The sequence below is a fragment of the Salinarimonas sp. NSM genome (genome assembly GCF_052380005.1).
In the GTDB taxonomy this organism is placed as follows: Bacteria; Pseudomonadota; Alphaproteobacteria; order Rhizobiales; family Beijerinckiaceae; genus Salinarimonas.
This window is the reverse complement of sequence record NZ_JBQTCJ010000006.1, coordinates 82,556-108,683: the sequence shown is the minus strand read 5'-3', so window position 1 is coordinate 108,683 and position 26,128 is coordinate 82,556. Positions and strand designations below refer to the sequence as shown.

The window sequence follows — 26,128 nt, the reverse complement described above, 5'->3', positions numbered from 1 at the left end:
GCGCCGGGCGTCTCGACGTCCGGCAGCGAGCCGTCGCGGCCGACGACGCGCGCGCCCTCGGAGGTGACGATGACGTCGCCGGGCCGCAGCGTGCGGTCGCCGGCGGCGAGGCGCTCGGCGGCGCTGCGCTCCGGCAGGGCGCAGCCGCAGCCCGCGACGCGGGTCTCGCGGTGGGCGAAGGCCCGCGGCAGGTCGACGTAGCGCTCCCCGCCGGCCAGCGCGCGGGCGTCCGCGATGTCGCGCGAGCCGGTCGCCGCGAAGAGCGCCGTCTCGGCGGCGGGGCAGGCGGCGGCGCAGGCCTGCGCGTGGAGCGACAGGTCGCGGGCGGTGCGCAGGTCGCCCAGCGGGAAGAAGTAGCCGTCGCAGGTGCGCACGCAGAAGCTGAAGCGCGAGGGGACGGGAGCCGGGGCGGGCGCTGCGGCGCGGGAAGGGGGCTCGATCGACAGCCGCGCGGGCGCGACGACCGGCGCGCGCCGCGCGAGCTCGGTCGCCGCCGGCGTGTCGGGCCGCCCGAACAGCGCGACCCCGTTCCCCGCGGCCCGATCCGCCCGGAAGAAGGCGAGCGCATCCGGCCCCGCGACGACCCCGGCCCCGGCGAGAACCATAGCCGCCGCGAGGCCGAGCGCCAGGATCGCGCGCCGGCCCGCGCGCGCCGGCGCGAGCTTCGTGCAATTCTGCGCCTGAGACGTCTGCGCCTGCGCGATCAGGCTTTCGCGGTGGGCGCGCACGAGCGCGGATCCGGTCACGGCTCACTCCTCGGTCTCGAACCGGGCGTACCGAACCGGAACGCGTCCGCGCGCGCAATCTTCACCCTTCGTTAGGGTTAAATGTTCCTTACCGCGATCTTCAGCTCCTGGGCGTCGGCCGCCAGCCGGGCGGGGCCATCTCGAAGCCGGCGAAATCGAACCCCGGCGCGACCGTGCAGCCCACCAGCGTCCAGGCGCCGAGCGAGGTCGCCGTCTGCCACCAGCCGGCGGGGACCACGATCTGCGGCGCCTGCCCGCGGGCGATGTCCGGCCCGAGATGGCGGGCCTCGGCGTCGTGGCCGTTGGAGGACATCGTGATCACGAGCGGGGCGCCGGCGTAGTGGTGCCAGACCTCCGCCGCATCGACCCGGTGCCACTCGGACGTGTCGCCCAGCCCGAGCAGGTAGTAGATCGCGGTGGAGACCGCGCGGCCGGACTCGTCGGTGCGCGGATCGCGATAGGTCTCGCGGTAGAAGCCGCCCTCGGGATGGGGGGCGAGGCCGAGCCGTGCCACGACCTCGTCCGCGGTGAGTCCGTCGATCGCGTGCGCCATGGCGGTCTCGTCCTTTCGGCCTCCCTCAGAACCGGTTCTTCCACTCGCGCAGCGCGCGGAACACCTCGTTTCCCGGGCGCCCCTCGAGGGTCACCGCGCGGGCCAGTGCCGGCTCGGTCGCGCGGATGAACGGGTTCGTCGCCTTCTCCTCACCCACGGTCGTCGAGCCGAACAGCACGCCGGCCGCGGCCTTCTCCTCAGCCTCGCGGGCGCGGGCCTGGAGCGCGGCATTGTCCGGATCGGCGGCCAGCGCGAAGCGGGCGTTCGCGCGGGTGTAGTCGTGGCCGCAATGGGCGACCGTGGCGTCCGGCAGCGCGGCGATGCGCGAGAGCGCCCGCCAGAGGTCGTCGTAGCCCTCGCCGAAGACGCGTCCGCAGCCCATCGGGAAGAGCACGTCGCCGGGGAACAGCAGCCCCGCTCCGGCGAAATGGAAGGTGACGTGGTCCTCGCAGTGCCCGGGCGTCTCCCAGACCTCGGCCACGAGATCGCCCACGCGCACGGTGTCGCCCTCCGCCACCGTCTGCGCCGTGCCGGCGATCGCCGGGCCCTTCGCCGGGGCGACGACGCGCGCGCCGGTGGCGGCGACGACCTCGGGTATGCCCTGTACATGGTCGGAATGCTTGTGCGTGACGAGAATGTCGGTGATCCGCCAGCCCGCCTCGTCCGCCGCCTTCAGCACGGCGGCGGCGTCGGGCACGTCGATCGCGGCGCAGGCGCCCGTCGCCGGGTCGCGCACCAGGACGCCGATATTGTCCGACAGGCAGCGGAAGACGCGGGTCTCGGCGGGCGTATGGGCGGCCATGGGCGAGCTCCTTCGATCGGATCCGTATCGGGCGAGGGGTAGCACGGGCGCCGATCGCGGGATACCCGGCGACGATCCCATTCGCGTCCGCGACGTCACCCCGGGTCGCGAAGAGGGCCCGGGGCCCAGACACGCAGGTGTCCTGTCAGCGTGCGCGGGAGCGCGCGCGTCCACGAGGCGCCGATGGAGGCGTCTCACGCCGCGGCGTATGCACGCCGTTCGGCGAGGATCCGTGGTTCTGGGTCGGATCGCCTTCGGCGTCCGGGATGACGGGTGTCGCCAGGCCGAATCGTCCCCCTTCCCATCGACCGCGAAACGTTATAGTAGAACACCCCATGAGCGGATCCCACCATCACCATCGTCACGACCACGCACCTCGTGCCCGTACGGCGGCGCCGACGCTGTCGTTGCTGCGGCTCTCCGCCGGGCAGCGGCTCGCGGGGGTGGGCGTCGTGCTCGTCGTCCTGTGGGCGGCGATCCTCTCCGTGATCGGATGGGCCTGACCCCCATGGGCGCCACCGCGATCCGCTTCGAGAACGTGACGCTCGGCTACGGCCGGCACCCGGCGGTGCATCACCTCGCCGGCGAGATCGCGCCGGGCAGCCTCACGGCGATCGTGGGACCCAACGGCGCCGGCAAGTCGACGCTGCTCAAGGGCGTGGTGGGCGCGCTGAAGCCGCTCCAGGGGCGGATCACGCTGTCGACGGGCGCACGCACGCGCATCGCCTACCTGCCCCAGGCCTCCGAGCTCGATCGCGCCTTCCCCGTCAGCGTCTACGACCTCGTCGCCATGGGGCTGTGGGGCGCGCGCGGGCTCTTCGGCGGGATCGGCCGCACCGACCGGCCGCGGATCGAGGCGGCGATCGCCGCGGTCGGCCTCTCCGGCTTCGAGAGCCGCGCCATCGGCACGCTGTCGGGCGGGCAGATGCAGCGCACGCTGTTCGCGCGCCTCCTGCTCCAGGACGCGCCGCTCATCCTCCTCGACGAGCCCTTCACCGCCATCGACGCCAAGACGACGGCGGACCTGCTCGCCCTCGTGCGCCGCTGGCACGACGAGGACCGCACCGTCGTCACGGTGCTGCACGACATCGAGATGGTGCGCGGCACCTTCCCGCGCACGATGCTGATCGCCCGCGAGCTCGTCGCACACGGCGAGACCGAGGCCGTGCTCGGGCCGGAGAACCTGCTCCTCGCCCGGCGCATGGTCGAGGCCGCGAACGACGGCGCCCCCGTCTGCGCGCAGGCGTGACGCCATGATCCACACGATCCTGTGGGACGCGCTCGTCGAGCCCTTCGTCGCCTTCGAGTTCATGCGCCGCGCCCTCGTCGGCGCGCTGGCGCTGGCGCTGGCGGCGGGGCCGATCGGCGTGTTCCTGATGCTGCGGCGGATGTCGCTCACCGGCGACGCCATGGCGCACGCGATCCTGCCGGGGGCGGCGATCGGCTTCCTCGTCTCGGGCCTGTGGCTGCCGGCGCTGACGCTCGGCGGCTTCGTCGCCGGCGTCGCGGTGGCGCTCGCCTCGGGGCTCGTGACGCGGCTCACCCGGCTCGGCGAGGACGCCTCGCTCGCGGCCTTCTACCTGCTCTCGCTGGCGCTCGGCGTGACGATCGTCTCGATGCGCGGCTCCAACGTCGACCTGATGCACGTGCTCTTCGGTACGGTACTCGCCCTGGACGACGGGGCGCTGCTGCTCATCGGCGCCATCGCCACCGTGACGCTCGGCGCGCTCGCGCTGATGTACCGGCCGCTCGTGCTCGAATGCGTCGACCCGGTCTTCCTCGGCTCGGTGAGCCGGGCGGGCGGGGTGGTTCACCTCGCCTTCCTCGTGCTCGTCGTGGCGAACCTCGTCGGCGGCTTCCAGGCGCTCGGCACGCTGCTCGCGGTCGGCCTGATGATGCTGCCGGCGGCGAGCGCGCGCTTCTGGGCGCGGGACGTCACGGGCATGATCGCGATCGCGACCGGGACGGGAATGCTCTCGGGGGCGGCGGGGCTGCTGCTCTCCTACCACTGGGAGCTGCCGGCCGGGCCGGCGATCATCCTGGTGGCGGGGGGCGCCTACCTCGTGTCCCTCCTCGTCGGCCCGGAGCGTGGCCTCCTGCGCCTCGCCTTCCCGGGCCGGCACCTGGAGGCGTGAGGCAGGCCGAAGGCCGCCTCCTCCCCGCAGGGGAGGACGACGGCCGAAGGCCGGAGGGTGGGGAGGGCGGCGGGCCGGCTCGCCGGAAGGGTCGAACGGCCCCACCGCCCGCGCTTCGCGCGGACTCCTCCCCTGCGGGGAGGATCCGGGGCGGCGGACTGCAATCATGTCGTCGTGAAGTCTTGGAAAGGGGATGATCATGTCCACGTTTCGTAACGTTCTAACGTTTCTTTCCGGCGCCGCCACGGCGCTCGTGCTCGCCGCGCCGGCACTCGCGCAGGAGCGCCTGCCGGTGGTCGCGACGTTCTCCATCCTGGGCGACCTCGTCGCGCAGGTGGGCGGCGATCGGGTGACGCTCACCACGCTCGTGGGGCCGGACGGGGACGGGCACGTCTACTCGCCGAGCCCGGCGGACGCGCGCCGGGTCGCCGAGGCCGAGGTGGTCTTCGTCAACGGCCTCGAGTTCGAGGGCTGGATCGACCGGCTGATCGCCTCGTCGGGCACGAGCGCCACGATCGCGGTGGCGAGCGAGGGCGCCGCGCTGCTCGAGACGAGGGAGGCGCACGATCACGGCGACGCCGACGATCACGGGCACGACCACGCCGAGGACGATCACGGCCACGACCACGGCCACGACGAACACGCGCACGACCACGGCCACCACCACGACCACGGCCACGACCACGCCGAGGGCGGCCACGCCCACGGCTTCTACGACCCCCACGCCTGGCAGGACGTCGAGAACGTGATCGTCTACGTCGGCAACATCCGCGACGCGCTCGTCGCCGCCGATCCCGAGGGCGCCGAGGCCTACCGGGCGAACGCCGAGGCCTACGTCGCCGCGCTCGAGGCCCTCGACGCCGAGATCCTCGCCGCCGTCGCCGCGATTCCCGAGGCGGCCCGCACGGTGGTCACGAGCCATGACGCCTTCGGCTATTTCGCCCGCGCCTACGGCCTCGACTTCGTGGCCCCCCAGGGCGTCTCCACCGAATCGGAGGCCTCCGCCCGCGACGTCGCGCTGCTGATCGGGCAGGTCCGCGAGACCGGGGCCGACGCCGTCTTCGTCGAGACCATCACCGACGAGCGCCTGATGCGCCGCATCGCCGACGAGACCGGCGCCGCCATCGGCGGCACGCTCTACTCGGACGCGCTCTCCCCCGCGGACGGCCCGGCCCCCACTTACATCGAGATGATGCGACACAATATGATGACCCTGAGCGAGGCGCTCGGCTCCTGAGCCGGGACGCCCGCGCACGCCATCATCACAACGAGCCCCGGCGCCCGGCGCCGGGGCGGATCGCGAGAGCGAGACGCGCATGTCCGAAACGACCGAAGGCAAGATCCCCGTCACCGTCCTCACCGGCTATCTCGGCGCCGGCAAGACGACGCTCCTCAACCGCATCCTCTCGGAGGAGCACGGCAGGCGCTACGCCGTCGTCGTCAACGAGTTCGGCGAGGTGGGCATCGACAACGACCTCGTCGTGGGCGCCGACGAGGAAGTCTTCGAGATGAACAACGGCTGCATCTGCTGCACGGTCCGCGGAGATCTCATCCGCATCATGGACGGGCTGATGAAGCGCAAGGGGCGGTTCGACGCGATCATCGTCGAGACGACCGGGCTCGCCGATCCGGCGCCGGTGGCGCAGACCTTCTTCGTCGACCAGGACGTCTCCGCCAACGCCCGGCTCGACGCTGTGGTCACGGTGGCGGACGCGAAGTGGCTCTCCGAGCGCCTGAAGGACGCGCCCGAGGCGAAGAACCAGATCGCCTTCGCCGACGTGATCCTCCTGAACAAGGTCGATCTCGTCTCGGCGGACGAGCTCGCCGAGGTCGAGGGCCGCATCCGCGCGATCAACCCCTACGCCCGGCTCCACCGGACGGAGCGCTGCTCGGTGCCGCTCGACGCGGTGCTCGGCCGCAACGCCTTCGACCTCGAGCGCATCCTCGAGATCGAGCCCGACTTCCTGGAGGAGGGCCACCACCATCATCACGACGAGGACATGCAGTCGGTCTCGGTGACCATCGAGGGCGAGGTCGACCCGAACAAGTTCATGCCCTGGATCTCCAACTACACGCAGGTGGAAGGGCCGAGCATCCTGCGCTGCAAGGGCATCGTCGCCTTCCCGAACGAGCCCAAGCGCTTCGTCTTCCAGGGCGTGCACATGATCCTCGACGGCGACGTCCAGGGCGACTGGGCGCCGGGCGAGCCGCGCCGCTCGCGGGTCGTGTTCATCGGGCGCGACCTGAAGGCGGACGAGATCCGCGCGGGGTTCCTCGCCTGCGCCGCTTGACCGGGACGGGCGCGCCACCACATCGTGGGGACGGGGCGAGCGCGCATCGCGGGCCCCGTCCCCGTTCTCCGTCACCACCGAGACCGCCATGTTCATCCAGACCGAAGCCACGCCGAACCCCGCGACGCTCAAGTTCCTGCCCGGGCGGGTCGTGATGGAGCGCGGCACGTTCGACGCGCGCGCCGCCGAGGGCGCGGAGGGCTCGCCGCTCGCGCAGCGCCTGTTCGCGATCCCGGGCGTGGCCGGCGTGTTCTTCGGCTACGACTTCGTGACGATCACCAAGGGCGAGGGCGAGTGGCAGCACCTCAAGCCCGCGATCCTCGGCGCGATCATGGAGCACTTCATGTCGGGCCAGCCGGTCGTGGCCGACGCCGGCCCGGCCGAGGCGGCGGAGGGCGAGGAGTTCTTCGAGGAGGCCGACGCCGACACGGTGGCGACGATCAAGGACCTGATCGAGACGCGCGTGCGCCCGGCGGTCGCCGGCGACGGCGGCGACATCACCTTCCGCGGCTATCGCGACGGCATCGTCTACCTCGCCATGAAGGGCGCCTGCGCCGGCTGCCCCTCCTCCACCGCCACGCTCAAGCACGGCATCCAGAACCTCCTGCGCCACTTCGTGCCGGAGGTGCAGGAAGTCCAGCAGATGTGACGGGCGGGGGCTGCAGTCTCGTACAATCGATTTCCATTGCGAGCGTGCGGGTGGAGTCGCTAGTATGCTTGCATGAACAGCAAGCATCGGAAGACGCTGGATGCGATCTTCGCCGACCCGGCACCAACCAGCCTGCCGTGGTCGGCGGTCGAAGCGCTGTTCGTGGCTCTGGGATGTGCGGTTATCGAGGGAAGCGGCTCCCGCGTTCGTTTCGCGCGCGACGGCGTGGTGGCGACTTTTCACCGACCGCACCCCGTCAAGGAAGCGAAGCGGTATCAGATCCGTGAAGCTCGAGCATTCCTGATAGACTTGGGAGTTCGGCCATGAGCCTGCTCAGCTACAAGGGTTACCGGGCGGCTGTCACGTTCGACGCGGATGACGAGGTTTTCGTCGGCCGTATCCTCGGTATTCGGGATTTCGTCAGCTTTCACGCGGAAAACGTCACTGAACTGAAAGCCGCCTTCGAGGAAGCCGTCGACGACTACGTGGCCACCTGTGCGAAGATCGGGAAGCCGCCGGAGAAAGCGTTCTCGGGCAATCTCATGCTCCGCATCGAGCCGTCCGTCCACGCGGCCGCGGCCACGGCGGCCGAAGCGAGCGGGAAGAGCCTCAACCAGTGGAGCGAGGACGTCCTGCGCGACGCAGCATCGCGCGCGATGTCCTGATCGAAACCAGAGGCGGCGCCCCTCGAAACGCGCCGCCTCCAGGCCTATGTCCGCCTCGTCCCCACGAACGAGGATCGCGACAACCGATGACCGAGCCGAGCCAGCCCCGTCCCACCGCCCACCCCCTTCCCGACGCCGCCCTCGACCGGCTCTTCCGCGCGGCGCGCACGCACAACGCGTGGCACGACGAGCCGGTCTCGGAGACGACGCTGCGGGCGCTCGCCGACCTGATGAAGATGGGCCCGACGAGCGCCAATTGCTGCCCGGCGCGCATCGTCTTCGTCGTCTCGCGCGAGGCCAAGGCCCGGCTCGAGCCGCATCTCTCGGCGGGCAACCGCGCCAAGACCATGGCGGCCCCGGTGACGGCGATCGTCGGCTACGACATGCGCTTCTACGAGAAGCTCGATCGGCTGTTCCCGCACGAGCCCGACGCGCCGTCCTGGTTCAACGGCTCCCAGGAGAAGATTCGCTCGAACGCATACCGCAACGGCGCGCTCCAGGTGGCCTACCTCATCCTCGCCGCGCGCTCGCTCGGGCTCGATTGCGGGCCGATGACGGGCTTCGACGCGCCGGGCGTGACGCGGGACTTCTTCGCCGGCACCGCCGTCGAGGCCGACGTGCTCGTGAACATCGGCCGCGGCGATCCAGCCGGGGTGAAGCCGCGGCTGCCGCGTTTTTCGTTCGAGGAATTCTGCGCGATCGCGTAAAGCTCACGGGACGATCGACCCGGAACGGACGTCCCGACGAGGCCCCCCTTGCGTATCCTCGCCATCGACACGGCGCTCGAGGCCTGCTCCGCCTGCGTGCTCGACGCGGGCGCGAGCGCGCCCCTCGCGCGCGAGCAGATCCCCATGCAGCGCGGCCACGCGGAAGCGCTGCTGCCCCTCGTCGCGCGGGTGATGGCGGGCGTCCCCGGCGGCTTTCCGAGCCTCGACCGGATCGCCGTGACCGTCGGGCCGGGGAGCTTCACCGGCCTGCGGGTCGGCATCGCGGCGGCCCGCGCCATCGGGCTCGCGGCGAAGGCGCCGGTCGTGGGCGTCTCGACGCTATCGGCGCTGCTCGCGCCCCTCGTCGCCTCCGCCGACCGCCGGCTGCTCGCGGCGGCGATCGACGCGCGCCACGGCGCCGTCTACTTCCAGGCGGTGGCGCCCGGCGGGCGAACCGTCGTGGCGCCGGCGCACATGCCGGTGCGCGACGCCGTGCGCTACCTCGGCTCGGGCGCCGTGATCAGCGGCTCGGGCGGCCCGATCGTGGCGGCGGAGGCGATGCAGAGCGGCATCGACGTCACCCTCGCCGACGCCGAGCCCGCCCCCGAGATCGCCTGGGTCGCCCGGCTCGGGCTCGCCGCCGACCCCGGCGGCGCGCTCCCCAAGCCCCTCTACCTGCGCGCGCCCGACGCTCGCCCGCAGGACGGCGCGCGCATCGCGAGGCGCTGATGCCGCCCTGGCGTACCGCATCGAGGCCGCTGCCCGTCGTCGCGCCGCTCCTGCCGGCGCACGCTCCCGCCTGCGCCACCATCCACGCCGCGGGCTTCGCGCGCGGCTGGAGCCCCACCGACATCGAGGGCCTGATCAGCGACCGCGGCGTCGTCGCCGACGGCCTCTTCCTCGGCGATCCCGCGCGGCCGAAGGGCTTCGTCCTCTCGCGCGCGGTGCTCGACGAGGCGGAGATCCTCACGATCGCCCTCGATCCGGCCGTGCGCGGACGCGGCCTCTCGCGCGCCCTGCTCGATCGCCACCTCGAGGCGCTCCGGCGGGTCGGCGTGGCGCGGCTCCACCTCGAGGTGGACGAGGCCAACGCGCCCGCGCGCGCGCTCTACGCCCGCCTCGGCTTCGGGCGCGTGGGACGCCGCGAGGGCTACTACCATCGCCCCGACGGCAGCCGCGCCGCGGCGCTGACGCTCGCGCTCGATCTCTGAGGCGGCGCGATGGCGGGTTTCTCGAAGGCGCTGCGCCTCCTCGTGCTCGTGCTCGCGCTCGTCGTCCTGATCGGACCCCAGGCCGTCGGCGTGCGCGCGCACTGGGCGATCGCGCGGCGCATCCCGGTGCTCTTCCACCGCATCGCCCTGTGGGCGCTCGGCGTGCGCGTGAGCGAGATCGGCCATCCGCCCAAGGAGACGCCGACGCTCGTCTTGTCGAACCACGTCTCGTGGCTCGACATCCTCGTCCTGGGGAGCCTGAGGCCGCTCTCCTTCGTGGCGAAGTCCGAGATCGCCTCCTGGCCGCTGTTCGGCACGCTCGCGCGGCTGCAGCGCTCGATCTTCATCGAGCGCGAGCGCAAGGCGGCGACCGCGGAGGTCAACGCCACCATCGCACGCCGCCTCGCCCGCGGCGAGCTGATCGTGCTCTTCGCCGAGGGCACGACCGGCGACGGCGGGCGCATCCTGCCCTTCCGCACCTCGCTCGTCGGCGCGGCGCGGCTCGCGCTCGCGGACCACCGGCTCGACGCCATCGTGCTCCAGCCGCTCTCCCTCGTCTACGTGCGTCGGGACGGCCTGCCGCTCGACCGGCGCGAGCGGCCGGAGATCGCCTGGTACGGCGACATGGACCTCCTGCCCCACCTGCGCGGCGTCCTCGGCGGCGGGCCGATCGACGTCGAGATCCGCTGGGGTGCGCCGATTCCCTTCGACGCGCACACCGACCGCAAGCGCGCCGCCGCGCGTGCCGAGGACGAGGTCCGGCGCGGGCTCAACGCCGGTCTCTGCCGCCGTGGCGAGCCGCCGGCGCCGCATCCGACGCGCTGAGCGTCCGCCGAAAGCCTGCTCCTCGGCCGACGCGGACAATTCGAGCGATCGATTCAACGCTCCCGAGAAGCCGCAGGCCCTAGTGTTTCCCCTCGGGAGGCACGAGGAGCCATGAACGCGATGCCCGCATTGATCCAGGAGGTCGACGACGCGATCGCGCGCGGGTCGCGCGAGCGCCGCGCCGACCACCTGCGCCAGGTCACCGACCTGTTCCTGCGCGACGCGCCCGCCCTGTCGGACGAGCAGGTCGATCTGTTCGACGTCGTCATCGCCCGGCTCGCCGCAGTGATCGAGGCGCGGGCGCGGGTCGAGCTCGCCGAGCGGCTGGCCGACGCGCCCAACGCCCCGCGCGGCGTGATCCGCTCGCTCGCCCACGACGACATCGAGATCGCCCGCGCGGTGCTGGCGCGCTCGGAGCGGCTCTCGGACGAGGACCTCGTCGCGGTGGCGATCGCCAAGGGGCGCGAGCACATGCTCGCCATAACGGCCCGGCAGAACCTGTCGGAGCCCGTCACCGACGTGCTCGTCAAGCGCGGCGACCGACGGGTCGTGCACGCGGTCGCCGCCAATCCGGGCGCGCGCTTCTCGGAAGGGTCGCTGTCGAGCCTCGTCGACCGCGCCCGCATCGACACGCCGCTCCAGGATCTGCTCGGCGAGCGCATCGACCTGCCCGAGGAGCACGTCCGCCAGCTCGTCGCCATCGCCCAGGAGACCGCGCGCCGGCGCCTCGCGGAGGACGCGCCGCGCGGCACGGCGATCGTCGAGGCGCTGGAGATCGGCGCGAGCGCGGTGCGCGCGGCGGTCGTGCCCGGCGGACGCGATCTCGGCACGGCCTACGCCATCGTCTCCCGCATCGCAGCGACACGGCCGATCACCGAGGGCGACGTCGCCTCCTACGCGCGGGACGGCAAGGGCGACGAGGCGATCTGCGCCATCGCCTTCGCCGCCGACCTCTCGCTCGCCACCGCCGAGCGGCTGTTCAAGGCGGGCGATTCGGAGCTGCTCGTCGTCGTCGCCCGCGCCCAGGGCTGGGCCTTCGCCACGCTCGAGCCGCTCCTCGTCCTGCGGGATCCCGAAGGAACGCTCGCGCCGCATCTGCGCAAGCGCGCCCGCGACGCCTTCGAGCAGCTGCGCCCGCAGACCGCCCAGCGCGTCGTGCAGTTCCTCAAGGCCCGCGAGGCCTCGCAGAAGCGGGCCGCGGAGGCGGCGGCGCAGCGCCGGATGGACGCGCGCCGGCGCTGAGCGGGCGCATCCTTCCTCCCTCGGCGCTTCCGGGCGGCCGCGCTCCCGTGCTAGAGGAGCCGCGTTCGCCGCCCTCCGGAGCCGCCCCGCGATGAAGCCGCTCAACGCCGTCTTTGCCGGCCTGCCGACCACGATCTTCGAGGAGATGTCCCGGCGCGCCCGCGAGACCGGGGCGGTCAATCTCGGCCAGGGCTTCCCGGACGATCCCGGCCCCGCCGACGTGCGCGAGGCGGCGGCCCGGGCGGTGATCGAGGGCTGGAACCAGTATCCGCCAATGCTCGGGCTGCCGGAGCTGCGCGCGGCGATCGCGGCACACTACGCGCGCTGGCAAGGGCTCGACCTCGATCCGGAGCGCGAGGTGATGGTCACGTCGGGCGCCACCGAGGCGATCGCCGGCGCGTTGATGGCGCTCGTCGAGCCCGGCGACGAGGTCGTCCTGTTCGCGCCGATGTACGACGCCTACCTGCCGCTCGTGCGCCGCGCCGGCGGCGTGCCGCGGGTGGTGACGCTGGAGCCCCCGCGCTTCGGCCTCGACGAGACGGCGCTGCGCGCGGCGGTCTCGCCGCGCACGAAGGCGGTCCTGTTCTGCAATCCGCTGAACCCCACCGCGACGGTCTTCTCCGACGCCGACCGCGCGCTCCTCGCCCGCGTGTGCGTCGAGAACGACCTCGTCGCGATCTGCGACGAGGTCTGGGAGCACGTCGTCTTCGACGGCGCCCGGCACCGGCCGCTGATCGCCGAGCCGGGCATGCGCGAGCGGACCGTGAAGATCGGCTCGGCCGGCAAGATCTTCAATCTCACCGGCTGGAAGGTCGGCTTCGTCTGCGCCGCGCCGGCGCTGCTCGGCGCGCTCGCCAAGGCGCACCAGTTCCTCACCTTCACGACGCCGCCCAACCTCCAGTCCGCCGTCGCCTACGGGCTCGGCAAGGAGGACGCCTGGTTCGAGGGCATGCGCGCCGACCTCCAGCGGTCGCGCGACCGCTTCTGCGCCGGGCTCGCCGCTCTCGGCTTCTCGGTCATTCCCGCAGCCGGCACCTACTTCGTCGGCGTCGACCTCGCCGGCCGCGGCGAGACCGACGTCGCCTTCTGCCGCCGGCTGGTGAGCGACCACGGCGTCGCGGCGATCCCGGTCTCCGCCTTCTACCCGGGCGGGGAGGTGACCAACGTGGTGCGCTTCTGCTTCGCCAAGACGGACGCGACGCTGGACGCCGCGCTCGAGCGGATGCGCGGCGTCTGAGGCGCCCCGCCGGCCGCGCGTGCCATACCCGCACGAACCGTGCTAGACGCGCCTGCCGGAGGCGCACGCACCATCATGGCCGACACGCAGACCAAGCCCGACACGACGAAGCCCGAAGCGAAGACGAAGCGGCCGCCGCTCCTGTCCGGCGACACCTGGCCCGTCATGCGCCGCCTGTGGCGCGAGCGGATGCGGGCGCATCGGCGCACGCTCGCCGTCGTGCTCGGGCTCATCGCGGTGGGCGCCGGCGCGACGGCGCTCTACCCGCTCCTGATCCGCGAGGCCTTCGACGCCTTCGACCGGCGCGACCTCGAGCTGATCTATTGGGCGCCCGTCGTCGTGATCGTCGTCACCTCGATCAAGGGCTTCGCGCTCTTCGGCCAGACGGCGCTGACCCAGCGCACGGTGGCGCGCATCGAGGCGGACATGCAGGCGGCGCTCTACGCGCGCCTCCTCTCCCTCGACCTCGCCCAGCTCGGCAGCGAGAGCCCGGCCTCGCTGACCCAGCGTTTCACGACGGATTTCACGTACATCCGCGAGGCGATGGTGCGGATCTTCACGGTCTTCTTCCGCGACGTCGCCACGATCCTGGCGCTCGTCGTGGCGATGCTCGTCATCGACCCGTGGATGACGCTGATCGCGGCCCTCGTCGCCCCCTTCGTGGCCCCGCCGATCGCGCGCATCGGCAAGCGGCTGCGGCGGGTCTCGACCGCGACGCAGGAGGAGATCGGCGACATGGCCGGGCTCGTCACCGAGAGCCTCGCGGGCGTGCGCATCGCCAAGACCTACCGCATGGAGCGCTGGCTCGAGGGCCGCGCGCGCGGCGCCTTCGAGCGGGTGCGCGACCTCAAGATCAAGGCCGCGACCCAGCGTGCGCGGCTCGACCCCCTGCTCGAGATCGCCGGCGGCGCCGCGGTCGCCGCCGTGCTGCTTCTCATCGGCGTGCGGATCGGGGCGGGCGAGACCACGATCGGCGACTTCACCGGCTTCGTCACCGCCCTCCTGATGGCGGCCCAGCCGATCCGGGCGCTCGGCAACCTCAACGCCATCGTGCAGGAGGCGATCGCCGCGCTCCATCGGCACTGGGCGCTCCTCGACGAGGTGCCCCGCATCGCCGACGCGCCCGAGGCCGTGCCGCTGGTCGTGGGCGCGGGGGAGATGCGCTTCGACCGGGTGCGCTTCCGCTACCGCGCCGACGCGCCGGCGCTCGAGGAGATCGACCTCACCGTGCGCGGGGGCGGCGTCACCGCGCTCGTCGGCCGCTCGGGATCGGGCAAGTCGACGCTGGTCGCCCTCGTGACGCGGCTCTACGACCCCACCGAGGGTGCCGTCCTCGTCGACGGGCAGGACGTGCGCGGCGTCACGCTCGCGAGCCTGCGCGACGCGATCTCCGTCGTCTCGCAGGACGCGGTGCTGTTCGACGACACGATCCGCGCCAACATCGCCTTCGGCCGGCCGGACGCGAGCGAGGCCGAGATCGTCGCGGCCGCCGAGGCCGCGGCCGCGGCCGACTTCATCCGCGCGCTCCCCGACGGCTGGGAGACCCGGGTCGGCCCCGCCGGAGGGCGCCTCTCGGGCGGCGAGCGCCAGCGCGTGGCCCTCGCGCGCGCCTTCCTCAAGGACGCGCCGATCCTGCTCCTCGACGAGCCGACCTCCGCACTCGACTCGCAGTCCGAGCGGCTGGTCCAGGACGCGCTGGCGCGGCTGATGGCCGGGCGCACCACGCTCGTCGTGGCGCACCGCCTCTCGACCGTCCGCGAAGCCGACGAGATCGTGGTGATGGAGGCCGGGCGCATCGTGGAGCGCGGCACTCACGCCGCGTTGGTGGCGCGCGGGGGCGCCTACGCCCGGCTCGAGCGCCTGCAGCGCGCCGACGCGCCGACGGCCGTCGAAAGTTGAGGACAACCCGCGCTGGGCCGACGCAGGGGCGTCGAATTCAACACCGAGGAGGCTGACCGGAGGTTTCGCCGACGGGCGACTCACGCTATCCCTGGCGTGCCCTGGGGAGGGCTCGGCGCGAGGGGAGACGCGGATGCTCGATCAGCTGACCTACGAGGACTTCAAGGACGAGATCGGCAAGACCTTCGTGCTCGAGGGCGCGGGCGGCCGCGTGGAGATGGAGCTGATCGGCGCGCGCCTGTCGCCCTATCCGAGCCTGCCGGCGCGCCGGCGCGCCTTCGCCATCCTGTTCGTGACACCGCCGACGCCGATCCTCGACAACCAGATGTACAACATCCGCCACCCGAAGAAGGGGCTGATGGAGGGCGTGTTCATCACCCCCGTGGTGCCCGCGATGCAGGACATCGAGAAGCTCAACGGCAAGCGCGTCTACGAGGCCGTGTTCAACTGATCGCGCGCGGCCGGACCGCTCACTCGTTCGCGTCCGGCCCCGGGCCTTCGGCGACGCGCATCGGCGCGTCGGGCCGCGGCGGCGGCACGGGCGTCGCGACGGGTGACGGCGAGACGGCCTCGGCCGAGGGTCCGGGCGTTGGTGTCGCGAGCGGCGTCGCCGTCGGACGCGCCCGCAACCAGGCGGCGCGGCGCTCCTCGCGGGCGGTCAGCCCCAGCCGCTCGTCGATCTTGCGGCGCAGCGCCTGCCCGGCGGCGCGGCTCTCGCGGAAGTCGACGAGGCCGCCGCCTTCGAAGACGAGCGCACCCTGCGACGTGACGACGACATCGCCCCGCCGCAGCGTGGCGTCCCCCTGCGCCCAGCGCGCGGCGGGCTCCGAGACGAGGCCGCAGCCGCAGCCCGCGACGCGCTCGCGGCGGTGCAGGAAGGCGGTCGCCAGCGCCGCGTAGGGTCGGCCGTCGTCGAGGGAACGGGCGTGCGCGAAGCCGGCGTTGCGGGAGCCGACGAAGAGCGCGGTCGCCGCGCCCGGGCAGGCGGCGGCGCAGGCGCGCCGGTGCAGGTCGGCATCGCCGCGCCCGCGCAGCGAGCCCAGCGGGAAGGCGTAGCCGTCGCAGGTGCGCACGCAGAACGTGGTTCCGACGCCGGGCGCCGAGGGCGTGGCGAGGACGCCCGATGGGTTCTGCGCCGGGGTCGGGGCCGCGGGTGCGGGGGGCGGGGGCGGTGCAGGCTGCGGCTCCGGCTGCGGGCGCAGCGCGCCGCCGCGGCCGAACAGGAACTCGATGAAGCCGCCGCCGAGCTCGGCGGTGACGATCGGGGCGGGCTCGCCGTCCTCCGCAGCGGCGGGGGTAGGGCTCGCGCCGAGGGCGAGCACAGCGAGGACGAGCGCGGCCGCGAGCCGCGCGAGGCGCCCCGTATCCGCACGTCGTCCGCATCCCGCCCGCATCGCGTCCCTCTCCTCGCTCGATGACGAGGGGACGATGCGGCGACGGAGATTGCCGGGCGGTGAGTCCCGCGTACGCGCGGGCGGGTTCGCGGCGGCTTCGTCGAATCAGGGTGAATCGCTGCTTGAGGGACGCGGTTAACGCCGTCCGACGTCGCTATTCCGCGGCCTGCCGCGGCGCGTCGGCGAGCGGCCGGTCCGCCCAGCCGGCCTCCTCCAGCGCCCGCGGCAGGGGGCCGCCGGTCGCCCAGTCGATCAGCTCGGCGGTGTGGACGATGGGGATGGCGGTGCCCTTGCCGATCTGGGTCATGCAGCCGATGTTGCCGGTGGCGATCAGGTCGGGCTTCGTCTTCTCGATGTTGGCGACCTTGCGGGCGCGCAGCTGCCCGGCGATCTCGGGCTGGAGCAGGTTGTAGGTGCCGGCCGAGCCGCAGCAGATGTGGCCCTCCGGCACGTCCTTCACGGTGAAGCCCGCCTTCTTGAGCAGCGTCTTCGGCTCGAGCCGGATCTGCTGGCCGTGCTGCATCGAGCAGGCGGAGTGGTAGGCCACCGTGAGACCCGAGACGTCGCGGCCGGGCGCCACCACCTTCAGCGTCGTGAGGTACTCGGTCACGTCCTTGGCCAGCGCCGAGACCCGCTGCGCCTTCTCGGCATAGGCGGCGTCCTCGCGCAGCATGAAGCCGTAGTCCTTGATCGTCGTGCCGCAGCCGGACGCGGTGATGACGATGGCGTCGAGCCCTTCTCCCTCGATCTCGCGGGTCCAGACGTCGATGGCGCGCCGCGCGAAATCATGGCCCTCGTGCTCGCGGCCCATGTGGTGGACGAGCGCGCCGCAGCAGCCCTCGCCCTTGGCCTGCACCACCTCGATGCCGTTCCTCGTGAGGAGCCGGATCGTCGCCTCGTTGATGCCCGGGTCGAGCACCCGCTGGGCGCAACCCTGCAGCAGCGCCACGCGCCCGCGCCTCTCGCCGATCGCGGGGAAGACTTGCGGGCCGTCGATGGCCGAGCGCGACGGCAGGCGCTTCGGTGCGAGGTCGAGCATGCCGGCCAGCCGCGGGCCGACGAGCGGGATGGCCCGCGCCACGCCCTCGAACGGCGCCCCGAGCTTCGCCGCGAGCAGCGCGAGGCGGAAGCGGTTGGGGTAGGGCAGGATCTTCGCGAGCGTGGCGCGCAAGAGCCGGTCGTGCCAGGGGCGCTCGTAGGTCTCCTCGATATAGGCCCGCGCATGATCGACGAGGTGCATGTAGTGCACCCCGGACGGGCAGGTCGTCATGCAGGAGAGGCAGGACAGGCAGCGGTCGACGTGCTTGACCACCTCCTCGGTGGCCGGCTTGCCGTTCTCCAGCATGTCCTTCATCAGGTAGATGCGCCCGCGCGGCGAGTCGAGCTCGTCCCCCAGCAGGAGATAGGTCGGGCAGGTCGCGGTGCAGAACCCGCAATGCACGCAGGTGCGCAGGATCTTCTCGGATTCGCGGGTCGCGGGATCGCGGAGCTGCTCTTCGGTGAAGTTGGTCTGCATTCAAGTGCCCTTCATCCGCCGAACTCGCTCAACAAAACCCTGTACGTCGATAGCAGATGCGGTAACATCTGTTGCTCCGGCATCCAGCAGCTTTTTTCTATTTTCAAGTCCTCGTCGCCCAGAAAAAATTAGCAAAGGCATATCAAATCCACCCTGCCTGAGACGTCGTGTTAATTCTAATCCAGCAAAAGGATTATCGATGCCATTTTCAATCCGACCAAGATCCGAAATCAAAAGATCGTACCGAACATGAGAAACCTTCCTGATTGCATCTTCCGTTTCTGCGCTGAGGTCAACTTGAATACCATTTCTAAGAAAATGGTCGATTATCATTGCATTATTCGATGGGAAATCATCAACCCATAGCAACCGCAATCCTTTATCCCGATTATTTTCGGTTGCATCCGTAGAAAGCTGTAGTTTTTGCTCAAGTTCTATGAGTCTGTCTCGCAGTTCGCCAACGTCTTCCGACGTCTTCTCGACAGCCTCGCCGATGTCGAGTTCGAAATCTGCAAATTTTGCCTTGAGACGCTTTCCCGTAAGAAGCGCTCGGATCCTCTCCTTGAACAATAAGATTGCAACGATGAAAGCCGCGGGCCAAGCAAATGCTGAGACTGCCGACCAGAAAACCGGAGAAAGAAGAAGCTCGCTCATCTCTCACACCCCCGCATACATCCGCCCCGGCTCGAAGATCCCCTTCGGGTCGAAGCTCGCCTTCAGCCCCTTGGTGAGCCGCATCATCGCCTCGGGCAGCGGCTCGAACACGTCGACCGCCGCCCGCAGGTCCGCGGGGGCGCGGATCAGCGTCGCGTGGCCGCGATGGGCGCGGGTCGCGGCGCGCACGACGCCGGCCGTGGCCTCGTCGGCCGGGGTCGAAAGCCAGATCAGCCCCCCGCCCCAGTCGTAGAGCCAGCGCGCCTCGGTCTGCGCGCCGATCGCGGCGGCGAGCGCCGGGGCGCGGCCGGGGGCGGTGGAGATCTTCCACACGGCGCGGTCCGCCGGCGTGACGAGGGGCGCCACGTCGCGCACCCCGCGCCAGAGCGCCTCGCCGTCGGCGTCCTCGACGAGCGCCGGCTCGCCGTACTCCGCCAGCAGCGTCTTCAATCCGCCGAGCCGGTAGCGCACCGAGGCCTCGAAGCCCTCGATGCGGATCAACGTCCCCGCCCCGCCGCCGTCGCCCGGCACGTGCGCCGCGCCGGTCACCTCGTAGGGCGAGCCCAGCGCCGCCGAGAGCGCGGCGATCGCGCGGGCGTCGTCGAGGCCGGTATAGACCAGCGTCGCCGTGCGCTCGGGGATCGGCAGGACCTTGAAGGTCACCTCGGTGAGCACCGCGAGCGTTCCCCAGGAGCCGGCGAGCGTCTTCACCAGGTCGAGCCCGGTGACGTTCTTCATCACGCGCCCGCCGTTCTTCACGGCCTCGCCGCGGCCGTTGACGAAGCGCACCCCGATCAGCGCGTCGCGCGCCGCTCCGACCATGATCCGACGGGGACCCGACAGGTTGGCCGCCGCCACCGCGCCGATCGTCGGCTCGCCGTCGGTGCCGAGCAGCGCGCGCCAGTCCGCGGGCTCGAAGGCGAGGCGCTGGGTCTTCTCGGCGAGCGTGCGCTCCACCTCGGCGAGCGGCGTACCGGCGCGCGCGCCGATGACGAGCTCCGCCGGCTCGTAGAGCGTGATGCCGCCGAGCCCGCGGGTGGAGAGCGTCGCTTCGGTCTGCGCCGGGCGGCCGACGGCGCGCTTCGTCGCGCCGCCGGCGATCGCGAGCGGCGTTGCGCGTGCGGCGGCGTCGGCGACGAGCGCGCGGACCTCGTCCTCGCTCGAGGGGCTGTGCGTCGTCACGCCGCCTCCCGCCCGGTCGCCGGAGCCGAGTCGTCGATGTCGCGTCCCTCCAGGGGGAAGACCTTGGCGGGGTTGAGGAGCCAGAGCGGATCGAACACGCCGCGCACCCGCAGCTGCTGCTGGAGATCCGCGCGGTCGTACTGCGTCGTCATCAGGTCGCGCTTCTCGATGCCGACCCCGTGCTCGCCGGTGAGGCAGCCGCCTACCTCGACGCACAGCCGCAGGATGTCCTCGCCGGCGGCCTCCGCCTTCTCCATCTCGCCCGGCGTGTTGGTGTCGAACATCACCAGCGGGTGGAGGTTGCCGTCGCCGGCGTGGAAGACGTTGGCGACACGCAGCCCGTAGCCCTCGACGATCTCGTCGATGCGCCTGAGGACGTGCTTCAGCTGGCCGGTGGGGATCGTGCCGTCCATGCAGATGTAGTCGGCGACGCGGCCGGTGGCGCCGAAGGCGGACTTGCGGCCCTTCCAGATCGCGGCGGCCTCGGCCTCGCTCTGCGCGACCTTGAGCGCCCGCGGGTTGAAGGGCTCGGCGATCGCGACGATGCGCGCGAAAGCGTCCTCGATCTCCTCCTCCGAGCCCTCGACCTCGATGATCAGCATCGCCTCGACGTCGAGCGGGTATCCCGCGTGCGCGAAGGCCTCGCAGATCTCGATCGCGGGCTTGTCCATGTACTCCAGCGCCACGGGGATGATGCCCGCGCCGATGATGGCGGCGACGCAGGCGCCGCACTCCTCCACGCTGTCGAAGCCCATCAGCGCAGGGCGCGCGCCCTCCGCCGCGCGCAGGATGCGCACGGTCGCCTCCGTCACGATGCCGAGCTGACCCTCCGAGCCCGTCATCAGGCCGAGGAAATCGTAGCCCGGCGCGTCCAGCATGTCTCCGCCGATCTCCACCACGGTGCCGTCGACGAGGACGACGGTGAGGCCCAGGAGGTTGTTGGTGGTGACGCCGTACTTCAGGCAATGCGCGCCGCCGGAGTTCATTGCCACGTTCCCGGCGATGGTGCAGGCGAGCTGGCTCGACGGGTCGGGCGCATAGAAGAAGCCCTCGTGCGCCACCGCCTGCGAGATGGCGAGGTTGGTGATGCCGGCCTCGACCCGCATGGTGCGGTTCGCGAAATCGGTCTCCAGCACACGGTTGAGCTTGGAGACGCCGATCACGACCGCGTCCTCCTGCGGGATCGCCCCGCCGGCGAGCGAGGTGCCCGCCCCGCGGGCGACCACCTTCACTCCGTTCTCCCGGCAGAACCGCATCACGGCCGCGACCTCCTGCGTGGAGGAGGGCAGCACCACCGCGAGCGGCAGGCGGCGGTAGGCGGTGAGCGCGTCGGTCTCGAAGGCGCGGCGCTCGTCCTCGGTGACGATCAGCGCGTCCGGCGCGACCAGCGGCGCGAGGCCGGCGAGGATGGCGTCGCGCCGCGCCAGGATGCCGGCGTCGGGGGGCGGGAAGGCGATCGACATGGCGCGTCCTCCTCGTCGTGCGGTCGGTTCCTCCCGTCTCGTCCGGACGGGTTCCAATCCAACAATAGGCGCAACGCTTCGCGCTTAACAGGGGCGTCGCCTGCGCTAGATTGTTTCCCCCCGTGACATAATCGAGGGCGACCATGGACAGGCTGGGTGATCTCGACGTCTTCGCGCGCATCGTCGCCGCGCGCTCGATGTCGGCCGCGGGGCGCGAGCTCGGGCTCTCGCCGGCGGTGGTGTCGAAGCGCATGCGGCGGCTCGAGGAGAGGCTCGGCGTGCGGCTCCTCCAGCGCACGACGCGCTCCCTCGCGCTCACCGAGGCGGGGCGCGGCTTCCACGAGCGGGTGGTGGCGATCCTCGCCTCGGTGGAGGAGGCGGAGGCGTGGGCGATGTCCGGGGCCGCCGAGCCGCGGGGGCTGCTGCGGGTCTCGGCGCCGACCTCGTTCGGGCGCATGCACGTCGCGCCCCATCTCGTGCGCTTCCTCGCGGCCCACCCGCAGGTGACCGTCGACCTCGCCCTCTCCGACGCCTTCGTCGACGTCGTCGCCGAGGGTCTCGACCTCGCGATCCGCATCGCGGACCTGTCGGATTCGAGTCTCGTCGCCAAGAAGCTCGCGCCGAGCCATCGGGTGCTGGTGGCGACGCCGGGCTACCTCGCCGTCCGAGGCACGCCCGCCGATCTCGACGCGCTCGCGCGCCACACGCTCCTCGTCCACGGCGCGCCGGAATGGCGGCTCGACGGGCCGGATGGCCCGCGCACGGTGCGCATCACGTCGCCGCTGCGCACCAACTCGAGCGAGGTCGTGCGCGAGGCCGTGCTCTCGGGTGCGGGCATCGCGCTGCGCTCGACCTGGGACGTCGGGTCGGAGCTGAAGTCCGGCGCCCTCGTGCGCGTGCTTCCCGCCTGGCGCTCCTCCGCCCGCGTCGCCATCCACGCGGTGTATCCCAGCCGGCGGCATCTGGAGCAGAAGACGCGGGCGTTCATCGATTTCCTCGAGGAGCTGTATGGGGCGACGCCGTATTGGGATGCGGGGCTTCGGTTGTGAGGCGCGCGCCGGCGCATGACGCCTTCGCCGCCGAACCCCGCCCCTCTCACGCATGCCAGCCTCCCCCCTCCCGCAACGCTCCCGCCTCGACCCGCGCGCGTGGAGCGCGTATGAGCGCCGGGCCACACGCACCGCCCCGCCGCAGGACACGCAAGGAGCCCGCCCATGCATCGCCTCAACGGCAAGGTCGCCCTCGTCACCGGTGCCGCGCGGGGGATCGGGGCGGCGATCGCCAAGGCCTTCGCCACGCAGGGCGCCTTCGTGCTCGTCACCGACATCGACGAGGCCGGCGCCGCCGCTCAGGCCGAGCAGCTCGGCCCTTGCGCCGCGCACACCAAGCTCGACGTGCGCGAGGAGGCGGACTGGATCGCCGCGGTCGACAATCTCGTCGCCGCGCGCGGCAAGCTCGACGTGCTCGTCAACAACGCCGGCATCACCGGCTTCGAGAACGGCATGGTGCCGCACGATCCCGAGCATGCATCGCTCGCCGACTGGCGGGCGGTGCACGCCGTCGATCTCGACGGCGTGTTCCTCGGCTGCAAGCACGCGATCCGCGCCATGCGCCCCGCGGGGACGGGCTCGATCGTCAACATCGCCTCGCGCTCGGGGATGGTCGGCGTGCCCGGCGCCGCCGCCTACGCCTCCGCCAAGGCGGCGGTGCGCAACCACACCAAGAGCGTGGCGCTCTACTGCGCCGCCCAGGGTCTCGCCATCCGCTGCAACGCCATCTGCCCCGCCGCGATCCTCACCCCGATGTGGGAGGTCGTGCTCGGCACCGGCCCCGAGCGCGCCGCCCGCGAGGCGGCGGCGCTGGCGGACTGCCCGATGAAGCGCTTCGGCCGTCCCGACGAGGTCGCCGCGCTCGCCGTCATGCTCGCCTCCGACGAGGCCACCTACATGACCGGCGCCGAGCTCGTCCTCGACGGCGGCATCCTCGCCGGCGGCGCCGCGCCGGCACCCTCGGAGGGGTAGGCGCGACGCCGCGCGGCCTCACAGCTCCGGCAGCACGCCCGCGGGGGCTGCGGCGGCGAGCGCGCCCGTCGCGACGAGGTCGCGGGCGGCGGCGATGTCCGGGGCGAGCGGGCGGTCGACCTCGAGCGGCGGGGAGACCGCGCGGATGGCGGCGAGCGCCGGCAGGAGCGCCGGGCTCGTCTCGAGCGGCGCGCGCAGCTCCACGCCCTGCGCGGCGGTCAGCGCCTCGATGCCGACGATGCCGTAGAGGTTTTCCGTCATGGCGAGGAGCCGGCGCGCGCCGTGGCAGGCCATGGAGACGTGGTCCTCCTGGTTGGCGGAGGTGGGCGTCGAGTCGACCGAGGCGGGATGCGCCATCTGCTTGTTCTCGGACATCAGCGCCGCCGAGGTCACCTCCGCGATCATCAGCCCCGAGTTCAGGCCGGGGCTTCTCGCCAGGAAGGCGGGCAGGCCGAAGGAGAGGGCGGGGTCGACGAGGAGCGCGATGCGCCGCTGCGTCACCGAGCCGATCTCGGCCACCGCGAGCGCGATCTGGTCGGCGGCGAAGGCCACCGGCTCGGCGTGGAAGTTGCCGCCGGAGACGACGCTGTCGTCCGACAGGACGAGCGGGTTGTCGGTCACCGCGTTCGCCTCGATCTCGAGCGTGGACGCGGCCTGGCGCAGGAGGTCGAGGCAGGCGCCCGCGACCTGTGGCTGGCAGCGGATGCAATAGGGGTCCTGCACCCGCTCGTCGCCCTCGCGATGCGCCTCGCGAATCCCCGAGCCCTCGAGCAGCGCCCTGAGCGCGGCGCCGACGTCGATCTGCCCGCGATGGCCGCGCAGGGCGTGGATCTCCGCCCGGAACGGCGCCGGCGAGCCCATCGCGGCGTCCGTCGACAGCGCGCCGGTGACGATCGCCGCCTTCAGCGCGCGGTGGGCCTCGAACAGGCCCGCGAGCGCGAGCGCGGTGGAGACCTGCGTGCCGTTGATGAGCGCGAGCCCCTCCTTCGCCGCGAGCCGCACCGGCGCGAGCCCCGCACGCGCGAGCGCATCGGCGCCGGGAAGCCGCTCCCCGCCGAGGACGGCCTCGCCCTCGCCGATCATCACGAGCGTCATGTGCGCGAGCGGCGCGAGGTCGCCCGAGGCGCCGACCGAGCCCTTCTCGGGAATGACCGGCAGCACGTCGCCGGCGAGCATGCCCTCGATCAGCCGCACGACCTCGTGGCGCACCCCCGAGGCGCCGCGCCCGAGCGAGATCAGCTTCAGGGACATCACCAGACGCACCACCGCCGCGGGCAGCGGCGCGCCGAAGCCGCAGGCGTGGGAGCGGATCAGGTTCTGCTGCAGCGTCGCCACGTCGCCCGCCGGGATGCGGATCGAGGCGAGCTTGCCGAAGCCGGTGTTGACGCCGTAGACCGGCGCGTCCCCCGCCGCGATCTGGGCGATCCGCGCGGCGGAGCGCGCGATCCCGGCGTCGCAGGCGGGGTCGAGCCGCGCGGGTGCCCCGGTGCGGTAGATGCGCTCCAGCGTCGCGAGCGGCACGCGCCCGGGCTCGAGCACGAGGGCGGAGGCCGGATCGTCTCGAACGGGGCTCACGGGCGCACCTCCTCCCCCGCGACGACGCGGGCGTGGAGCGGGTTGAAGCCGATGCGATAGACGAGCTCGGCCGGGGTCTCGACGTCCCAGATCGCGAGATCCGCCGCCTTGCCGGGCTCGAGCGTGCCGATCTCGTCGAGAAGCCCGAGCGCGCGGGCCGCCTCGCGGGTCGTGCCCGCGAGGCATTCGCTCGGGGTGAGGCGGAACAGCGTGGCGCCCATGTTCATGGCGAGGAGCAGGGACGTCAGCGGCGAGGAGCCGGGATTGCAGTCGCTCGCGAGCGCGATCGGCACGCCCGCCGCGCGCAGCGCCGCCACCGGCGGTGCCTGCGTCTCGCGCAGCGTGTAGTAGGCGCCGGGCAGGAGCACCGCCACCGTCCCGGCCTCGGCCATGGCCGCGACGCCGGCCTCGTCGAGGTATTCCAGATGGTCCGCCGAGAGCGCGCCGCGGGATGCAGCGAGCGCTGCGCCGCCGAGGTTCGAGAGCTGCTCGGCGTGGAGCTTCACCGGCAGGCCCATGGCGACGGCCGCGTCGAGGACGCGGGCGATCTCGGCGGGGGAGAAGGCGATGCCCTCGCAGAAGCCGTCCACCGCGTCGACGAGGCCGCGGGCGTGCGCCTGCGCGAGGCCTGGCAGCACGACGGCGTCGAGATAGGCGCCCGCCCGGCCGGCGTATTCCGGCGGCACCGCATGCGCCGCGAGCCACGAGGTGGCGACCCGCACGCGCCGCTCGCGGGCGAGGCGGCGGGCGGCCTCGAGCATGGCGATCTCTGTCGTGATGTCGAGGCCGTAGCCGGACTTGACCTCGATCGTCGTCATGCCCTCCGCGAGGAAGGCGTCGAGCCGCGGCAGGGCGGCGGCGACGAGGCCCTCGACGTCGAGCGCGCGGGTGGCGCGCACCGTGGAGAGGATGCCGCCGCCGGCGCGGGCGATGTCCTCGTAGCGCGCGCCCTCGAGCCGCATCTCGAACTCGCGGGCGCGGCTACCGCCGTGGACGATGTGGGTGTGGCAGTCGACGAGGCCCGGCGTGATCCAGCGCCCGTCGCAGGCGACGACCTCCGCACCGCGCGCGGCCTCCGTCGGCAGGTCGCGTTCCGGTCCGACCCAGGCGATTCGGCCGTCGCGGGCGACGACCGCGCCGCCCTCCACCGCGCCGATCCCGGGCAGGCCGGGGGCGAAGGTGGCGAGCCGGGCGTCGCGCCACAGGCGTGCCGGGCTGGTGCGTGGCGTGGGCTGGTGTTCCGCCATGCCTGCCTCCCTGCTGGTGGCGACATGTCTATGCTGCGCATGCCGGCACGCAAGCGAAATCGGGGGTCGGCGGGCGGCCCCTAACGCGAGAAGGCCGCCTCGCGGCGGCCTTCG

Annotated in this window: 28 protein-coding genes; 18 read left to right on the top strand and 10 right to left on the bottom strand. The window is 72.5% G+C overall.

The window, feature by feature from the left end; genetic code table 11:
* The 3 genes from ACTZWW_RS04655 to gloB all read right to left on the bottom strand — a co-directional run.
* Positions 1–746: DUF2865 domain-containing protein (locus tag ACTZWW_RS04655; protein WP_444779773.1), on the bottom strand; the 746-nt coding region annotated here is incomplete at its 3' end.
* Positions 747–846: 100 nt separating this feature from the next.
* A complete protein-coding gene (locus ACTZWW_RS04650; protein ID WP_444779772.1) occupies positions 847–1,299 on the bottom strand; it encodes a cupin domain-containing protein in 453 nt (150 codons plus the stop codon).
* 25 nt (positions 1,300–1,324) lie between these two features.
* A complete protein-coding gene (gloB, locus tag ACTZWW_RS04645; RefSeq protein ID WP_444779771.1) occupies positions 1,325–2,101 on the bottom strand; it encodes a hydroxyacylglutathione hydrolase in 777 nt (258 codons plus the stop codon).
* 335 nt (positions 2,102–2,436) lie between these two features.
* Between gloB and ACTZWW_RS04640 the strand changes: the two genes are divergently transcribed.
* The 16 genes from ACTZWW_RS04640 (at position 2,437) to ACTZWW_RS04565 (ending at position 15,413) form a co-directional block, all read left to right on the top strand.
* Positions 2,437–2,604 (top strand): hypothetical protein, encoded by a 168-nt coding sequence (locus ACTZWW_RS04640; RefSeq protein ID WP_444779770.1) that lies wholly within the window; start codon positions 2,437–2,439, stop codon positions 2,602–2,604.
* Positions 2,595–3,350: a zinc ABC transporter ATP-binding protein AztA gene (gene aztA / locus ACTZWW_RS04635; RefSeq protein ID WP_444779769.1), complete on the top strand. Its 756-nt coding sequence runs from the start codon at positions 2,595–2,597 to the stop codon at positions 3,348–3,350. Before ACTZWW_RS04640 ends, aztA begins: the two co-directional genes overlap by 10 nt.
* A 4-nt stretch (positions 3,351–3,354) precedes the next feature.
* Positions 3,355–4,236 carry a metal ABC transporter permease gene (locus tag ACTZWW_RS04630; RefSeq protein ID WP_444779768.1) on the top strand — a complete coding sequence of 294 codons (882 nt, stop codon included), beginning with the start codon at positions 3,355–3,357 and terminating at the stop codon, positions 4,234–4,236.
* 199 nt (positions 4,237–4,435) lie between these two features.
* Positions 4,436–5,473, top strand: a complete 1,038-nt coding sequence (locus tag ACTZWW_RS04625) for a metal ABC transporter solute-binding protein, Zn/Mn family (protein ID WP_444779767.1) — start codon at positions 4,436–4,438, stop codon at positions 5,471–5,473.
* Between the two features lie 79 nt (positions 5,474–5,552).
* Positions 5,553–6,527: a CobW family GTP-binding protein gene (locus tag ACTZWW_RS04620; RefSeq protein ID WP_444779766.1), complete on the top strand. Its 975-nt coding sequence runs from the start codon at positions 5,553–5,555 to the stop codon at positions 6,525–6,527.
* 88 nt (positions 6,528–6,615) lie between these two features.
* Positions 6,616–7,176 (top strand): NifU family protein, encoded by a 561-nt coding sequence (locus ACTZWW_RS04615; protein WP_444779765.1) that lies wholly within the window; start codon positions 6,616–6,618, stop codon positions 7,174–7,176.
* A 72-nt stretch (positions 7,177–7,248) separates the two neighbouring features.
* The gene (locus ACTZWW_RS04610; protein ID WP_444779764.1) at positions 7,249–7,503 is read left to right on the top strand and encodes a type II toxin-antitoxin system HicA family toxin; all 255 of its coding nucleotides are present in this window, start codon (positions 7,249–7,251) and stop codon (positions 7,501–7,503) included.
* Positions 7,500–7,841 (top strand): type II toxin-antitoxin system HicB family antitoxin, encoded by a 342-nt coding sequence (locus ACTZWW_RS04605; RefSeq protein ID WP_444779763.1) that lies wholly within the window; start codon positions 7,500–7,502, stop codon positions 7,839–7,841. The genes ACTZWW_RS04610 and ACTZWW_RS04605 overlap by 4 nt, the downstream gene beginning before the upstream one ends.
* 86 nt (positions 7,842–7,927) lie before the next feature.
* On the top strand, positions 7,928–8,548 hold the full coding sequence (locus ACTZWW_RS04600) for a malonic semialdehyde reductase (RefSeq protein ID WP_444779762.1): 621 nt from the start codon (positions 7,928–7,930) through the stop codon (positions 8,546–8,548).
* 48 nt (positions 8,549–8,596) lie between these two features.
* On the top strand, positions 8,597–9,277 hold the full coding sequence (tsaB, locus tag ACTZWW_RS04595; protein WP_444779761.1) for a tRNA (adenosine(37)-N6)-threonylcarbamoyltransferase complex dimerization subunit type 1 TsaB: 681 nt from the start codon (positions 8,597–8,599) through the stop codon (positions 9,275–9,277).
* Positions 9,277–9,759, top strand: a complete 483-nt coding sequence (locus tag ACTZWW_RS04590) for a GNAT family N-acetyltransferase (RefSeq protein WP_444779760.1) — start codon at positions 9,277–9,279, stop codon at positions 9,757–9,759. The genes tsaB and ACTZWW_RS04590 overlap by 1 nt, the downstream gene beginning before the upstream one ends.
* 9 nt (positions 9,760–9,768) lie before the next feature.
* Positions 9,769–10,584 carry a lyso-ornithine lipid O-acyltransferase gene (gene olsA / locus ACTZWW_RS04585; protein ID WP_444779759.1) on the top strand — a complete coding sequence of 272 codons (816 nt, stop codon included), beginning with the start codon at positions 9,769–9,771 and terminating at the stop codon, positions 10,582–10,584.
* A 111-nt stretch (positions 10,585–10,695) separates the two neighbouring features.
* Positions 10,696–11,826, top strand: coding sequence for a DUF2336 domain-containing protein (locus tag ACTZWW_RS04580; RefSeq protein WP_444779758.1), 1,131 nt, complete (start codon positions 10,696–10,698; stop codon positions 11,824–11,826).
* Between the two features lie 91 nt (positions 11,827–11,917).
* Positions 11,918–13,063, top strand: coding sequence for an aminotransferase (locus tag ACTZWW_RS04575; RefSeq protein ID WP_444779757.1), 1,146 nt, complete (start codon positions 11,918–11,920; stop codon positions 13,061–13,063).
* A gap of 75 nt (positions 13,064–13,138) precedes the next feature.
* Entirely contained in the window at positions 13,139–14,962 is a 1,824-nt protein-coding gene (locus ACTZWW_RS04570; RefSeq protein ID WP_444779756.1) for an ABC transporter ATP-binding protein, read from the top strand.
* 133 nt (positions 14,963–15,095) lie between these two features.
* A complete protein-coding gene (locus tag ACTZWW_RS04565; protein ID WP_444779755.1) occupies positions 15,096–15,413 on the top strand; it encodes a DUF6916 family protein in 318 nt (105 codons plus the stop codon).
* Positions 15,414–15,432: 19 nt separating this feature from the next.
* Here ACTZWW_RS04565 and ACTZWW_RS04560 read toward each other — a convergent pair whose 3' ends face one another.
* From ACTZWW_RS04560 to ACTZWW_RS04540, 5 genes are all read right to left on the bottom strand, one after another.
* A complete protein-coding gene (locus ACTZWW_RS04560) occupies positions 15,433–16,356 on the bottom strand; it encodes a DUF2865 domain-containing protein (RefSeq protein WP_444779754.1) in 924 nt (307 codons plus the stop codon).
* Positions 16,357–16,510: 154 nt separating this feature from the next.
* A complete protein-coding gene (gene glcF, locus ACTZWW_RS04555) occupies positions 16,511–17,872 on the bottom strand; it encodes a glycolate oxidase subunit GlcF (RefSeq protein WP_444779753.1) in 1,362 nt (453 codons plus the stop codon).
* Positions 17,873–18,526 (bottom strand): response regulator transcription factor, encoded by a 654-nt coding sequence (locus tag ACTZWW_RS04550; protein WP_444779752.1) that lies wholly within the window; start codon positions 18,524–18,526, stop codon positions 17,873–17,875.
* A gap of 3 nt (positions 18,527–18,529) precedes the next feature.
* Positions 18,530–19,708, bottom strand: a complete 1,179-nt coding sequence (gene glcE, locus ACTZWW_RS04545) for a glycolate oxidase subunit GlcE (protein ID WP_444779751.1) — start codon at positions 19,706–19,708, stop codon at positions 18,530–18,532.
* Positions 19,705–21,171, bottom strand: a complete 1,467-nt coding sequence (locus tag ACTZWW_RS04540; protein ID WP_444779750.1) for an FAD-linked oxidase C-terminal domain-containing protein — start codon at positions 21,169–21,171, stop codon at positions 19,705–19,707. The genes glcE and ACTZWW_RS04540 overlap by 4 nt, the downstream gene beginning before the upstream one ends.
* 143 nt (positions 21,172–21,314) lie before the next feature.
* Between ACTZWW_RS04540 and ACTZWW_RS04535 the strand changes: the two genes are divergently transcribed.
* Complete coding sequence (locus ACTZWW_RS04535) at positions 21,315–22,220, top strand: LysR family transcriptional regulator (RefSeq protein ID WP_444779749.1); 906 nt, start codon at positions 21,315–21,317, stop codon at positions 22,218–22,220.
* A 165-nt stretch (positions 22,221–22,385) separates the two neighbouring features.
* Positions 22,386–23,192, top strand: coding sequence for an SDR family oxidoreductase (locus tag ACTZWW_RS04530; RefSeq protein WP_444779748.1), 807 nt, complete (start codon positions 22,386–22,388; stop codon positions 23,190–23,192).
* Positions 23,193–23,210: 18 nt separating this feature from the next.
* On the opposite strand, the gene hutH is transcribed toward ACTZWW_RS04530, so the two are convergent.
* Entirely contained in the window at positions 23,211–24,767 is a 1,557-nt protein-coding gene (hutH, locus tag ACTZWW_RS04525; protein ID WP_444779747.1) for a histidine ammonia-lyase, read from the bottom strand.
* Positions 24,764–26,014: an imidazolonepropionase gene (gene hutI / locus ACTZWW_RS04520; RefSeq protein WP_444779746.1), complete on the bottom strand. Its 1,251-nt coding sequence runs from the start codon at positions 26,012–26,014 to the stop codon at positions 24,764–24,766. The genes hutH and hutI overlap by 4 nt, the downstream gene beginning before the upstream one ends.
* Positions 26,015–26,128: the final 114 nt, after the last annotated feature.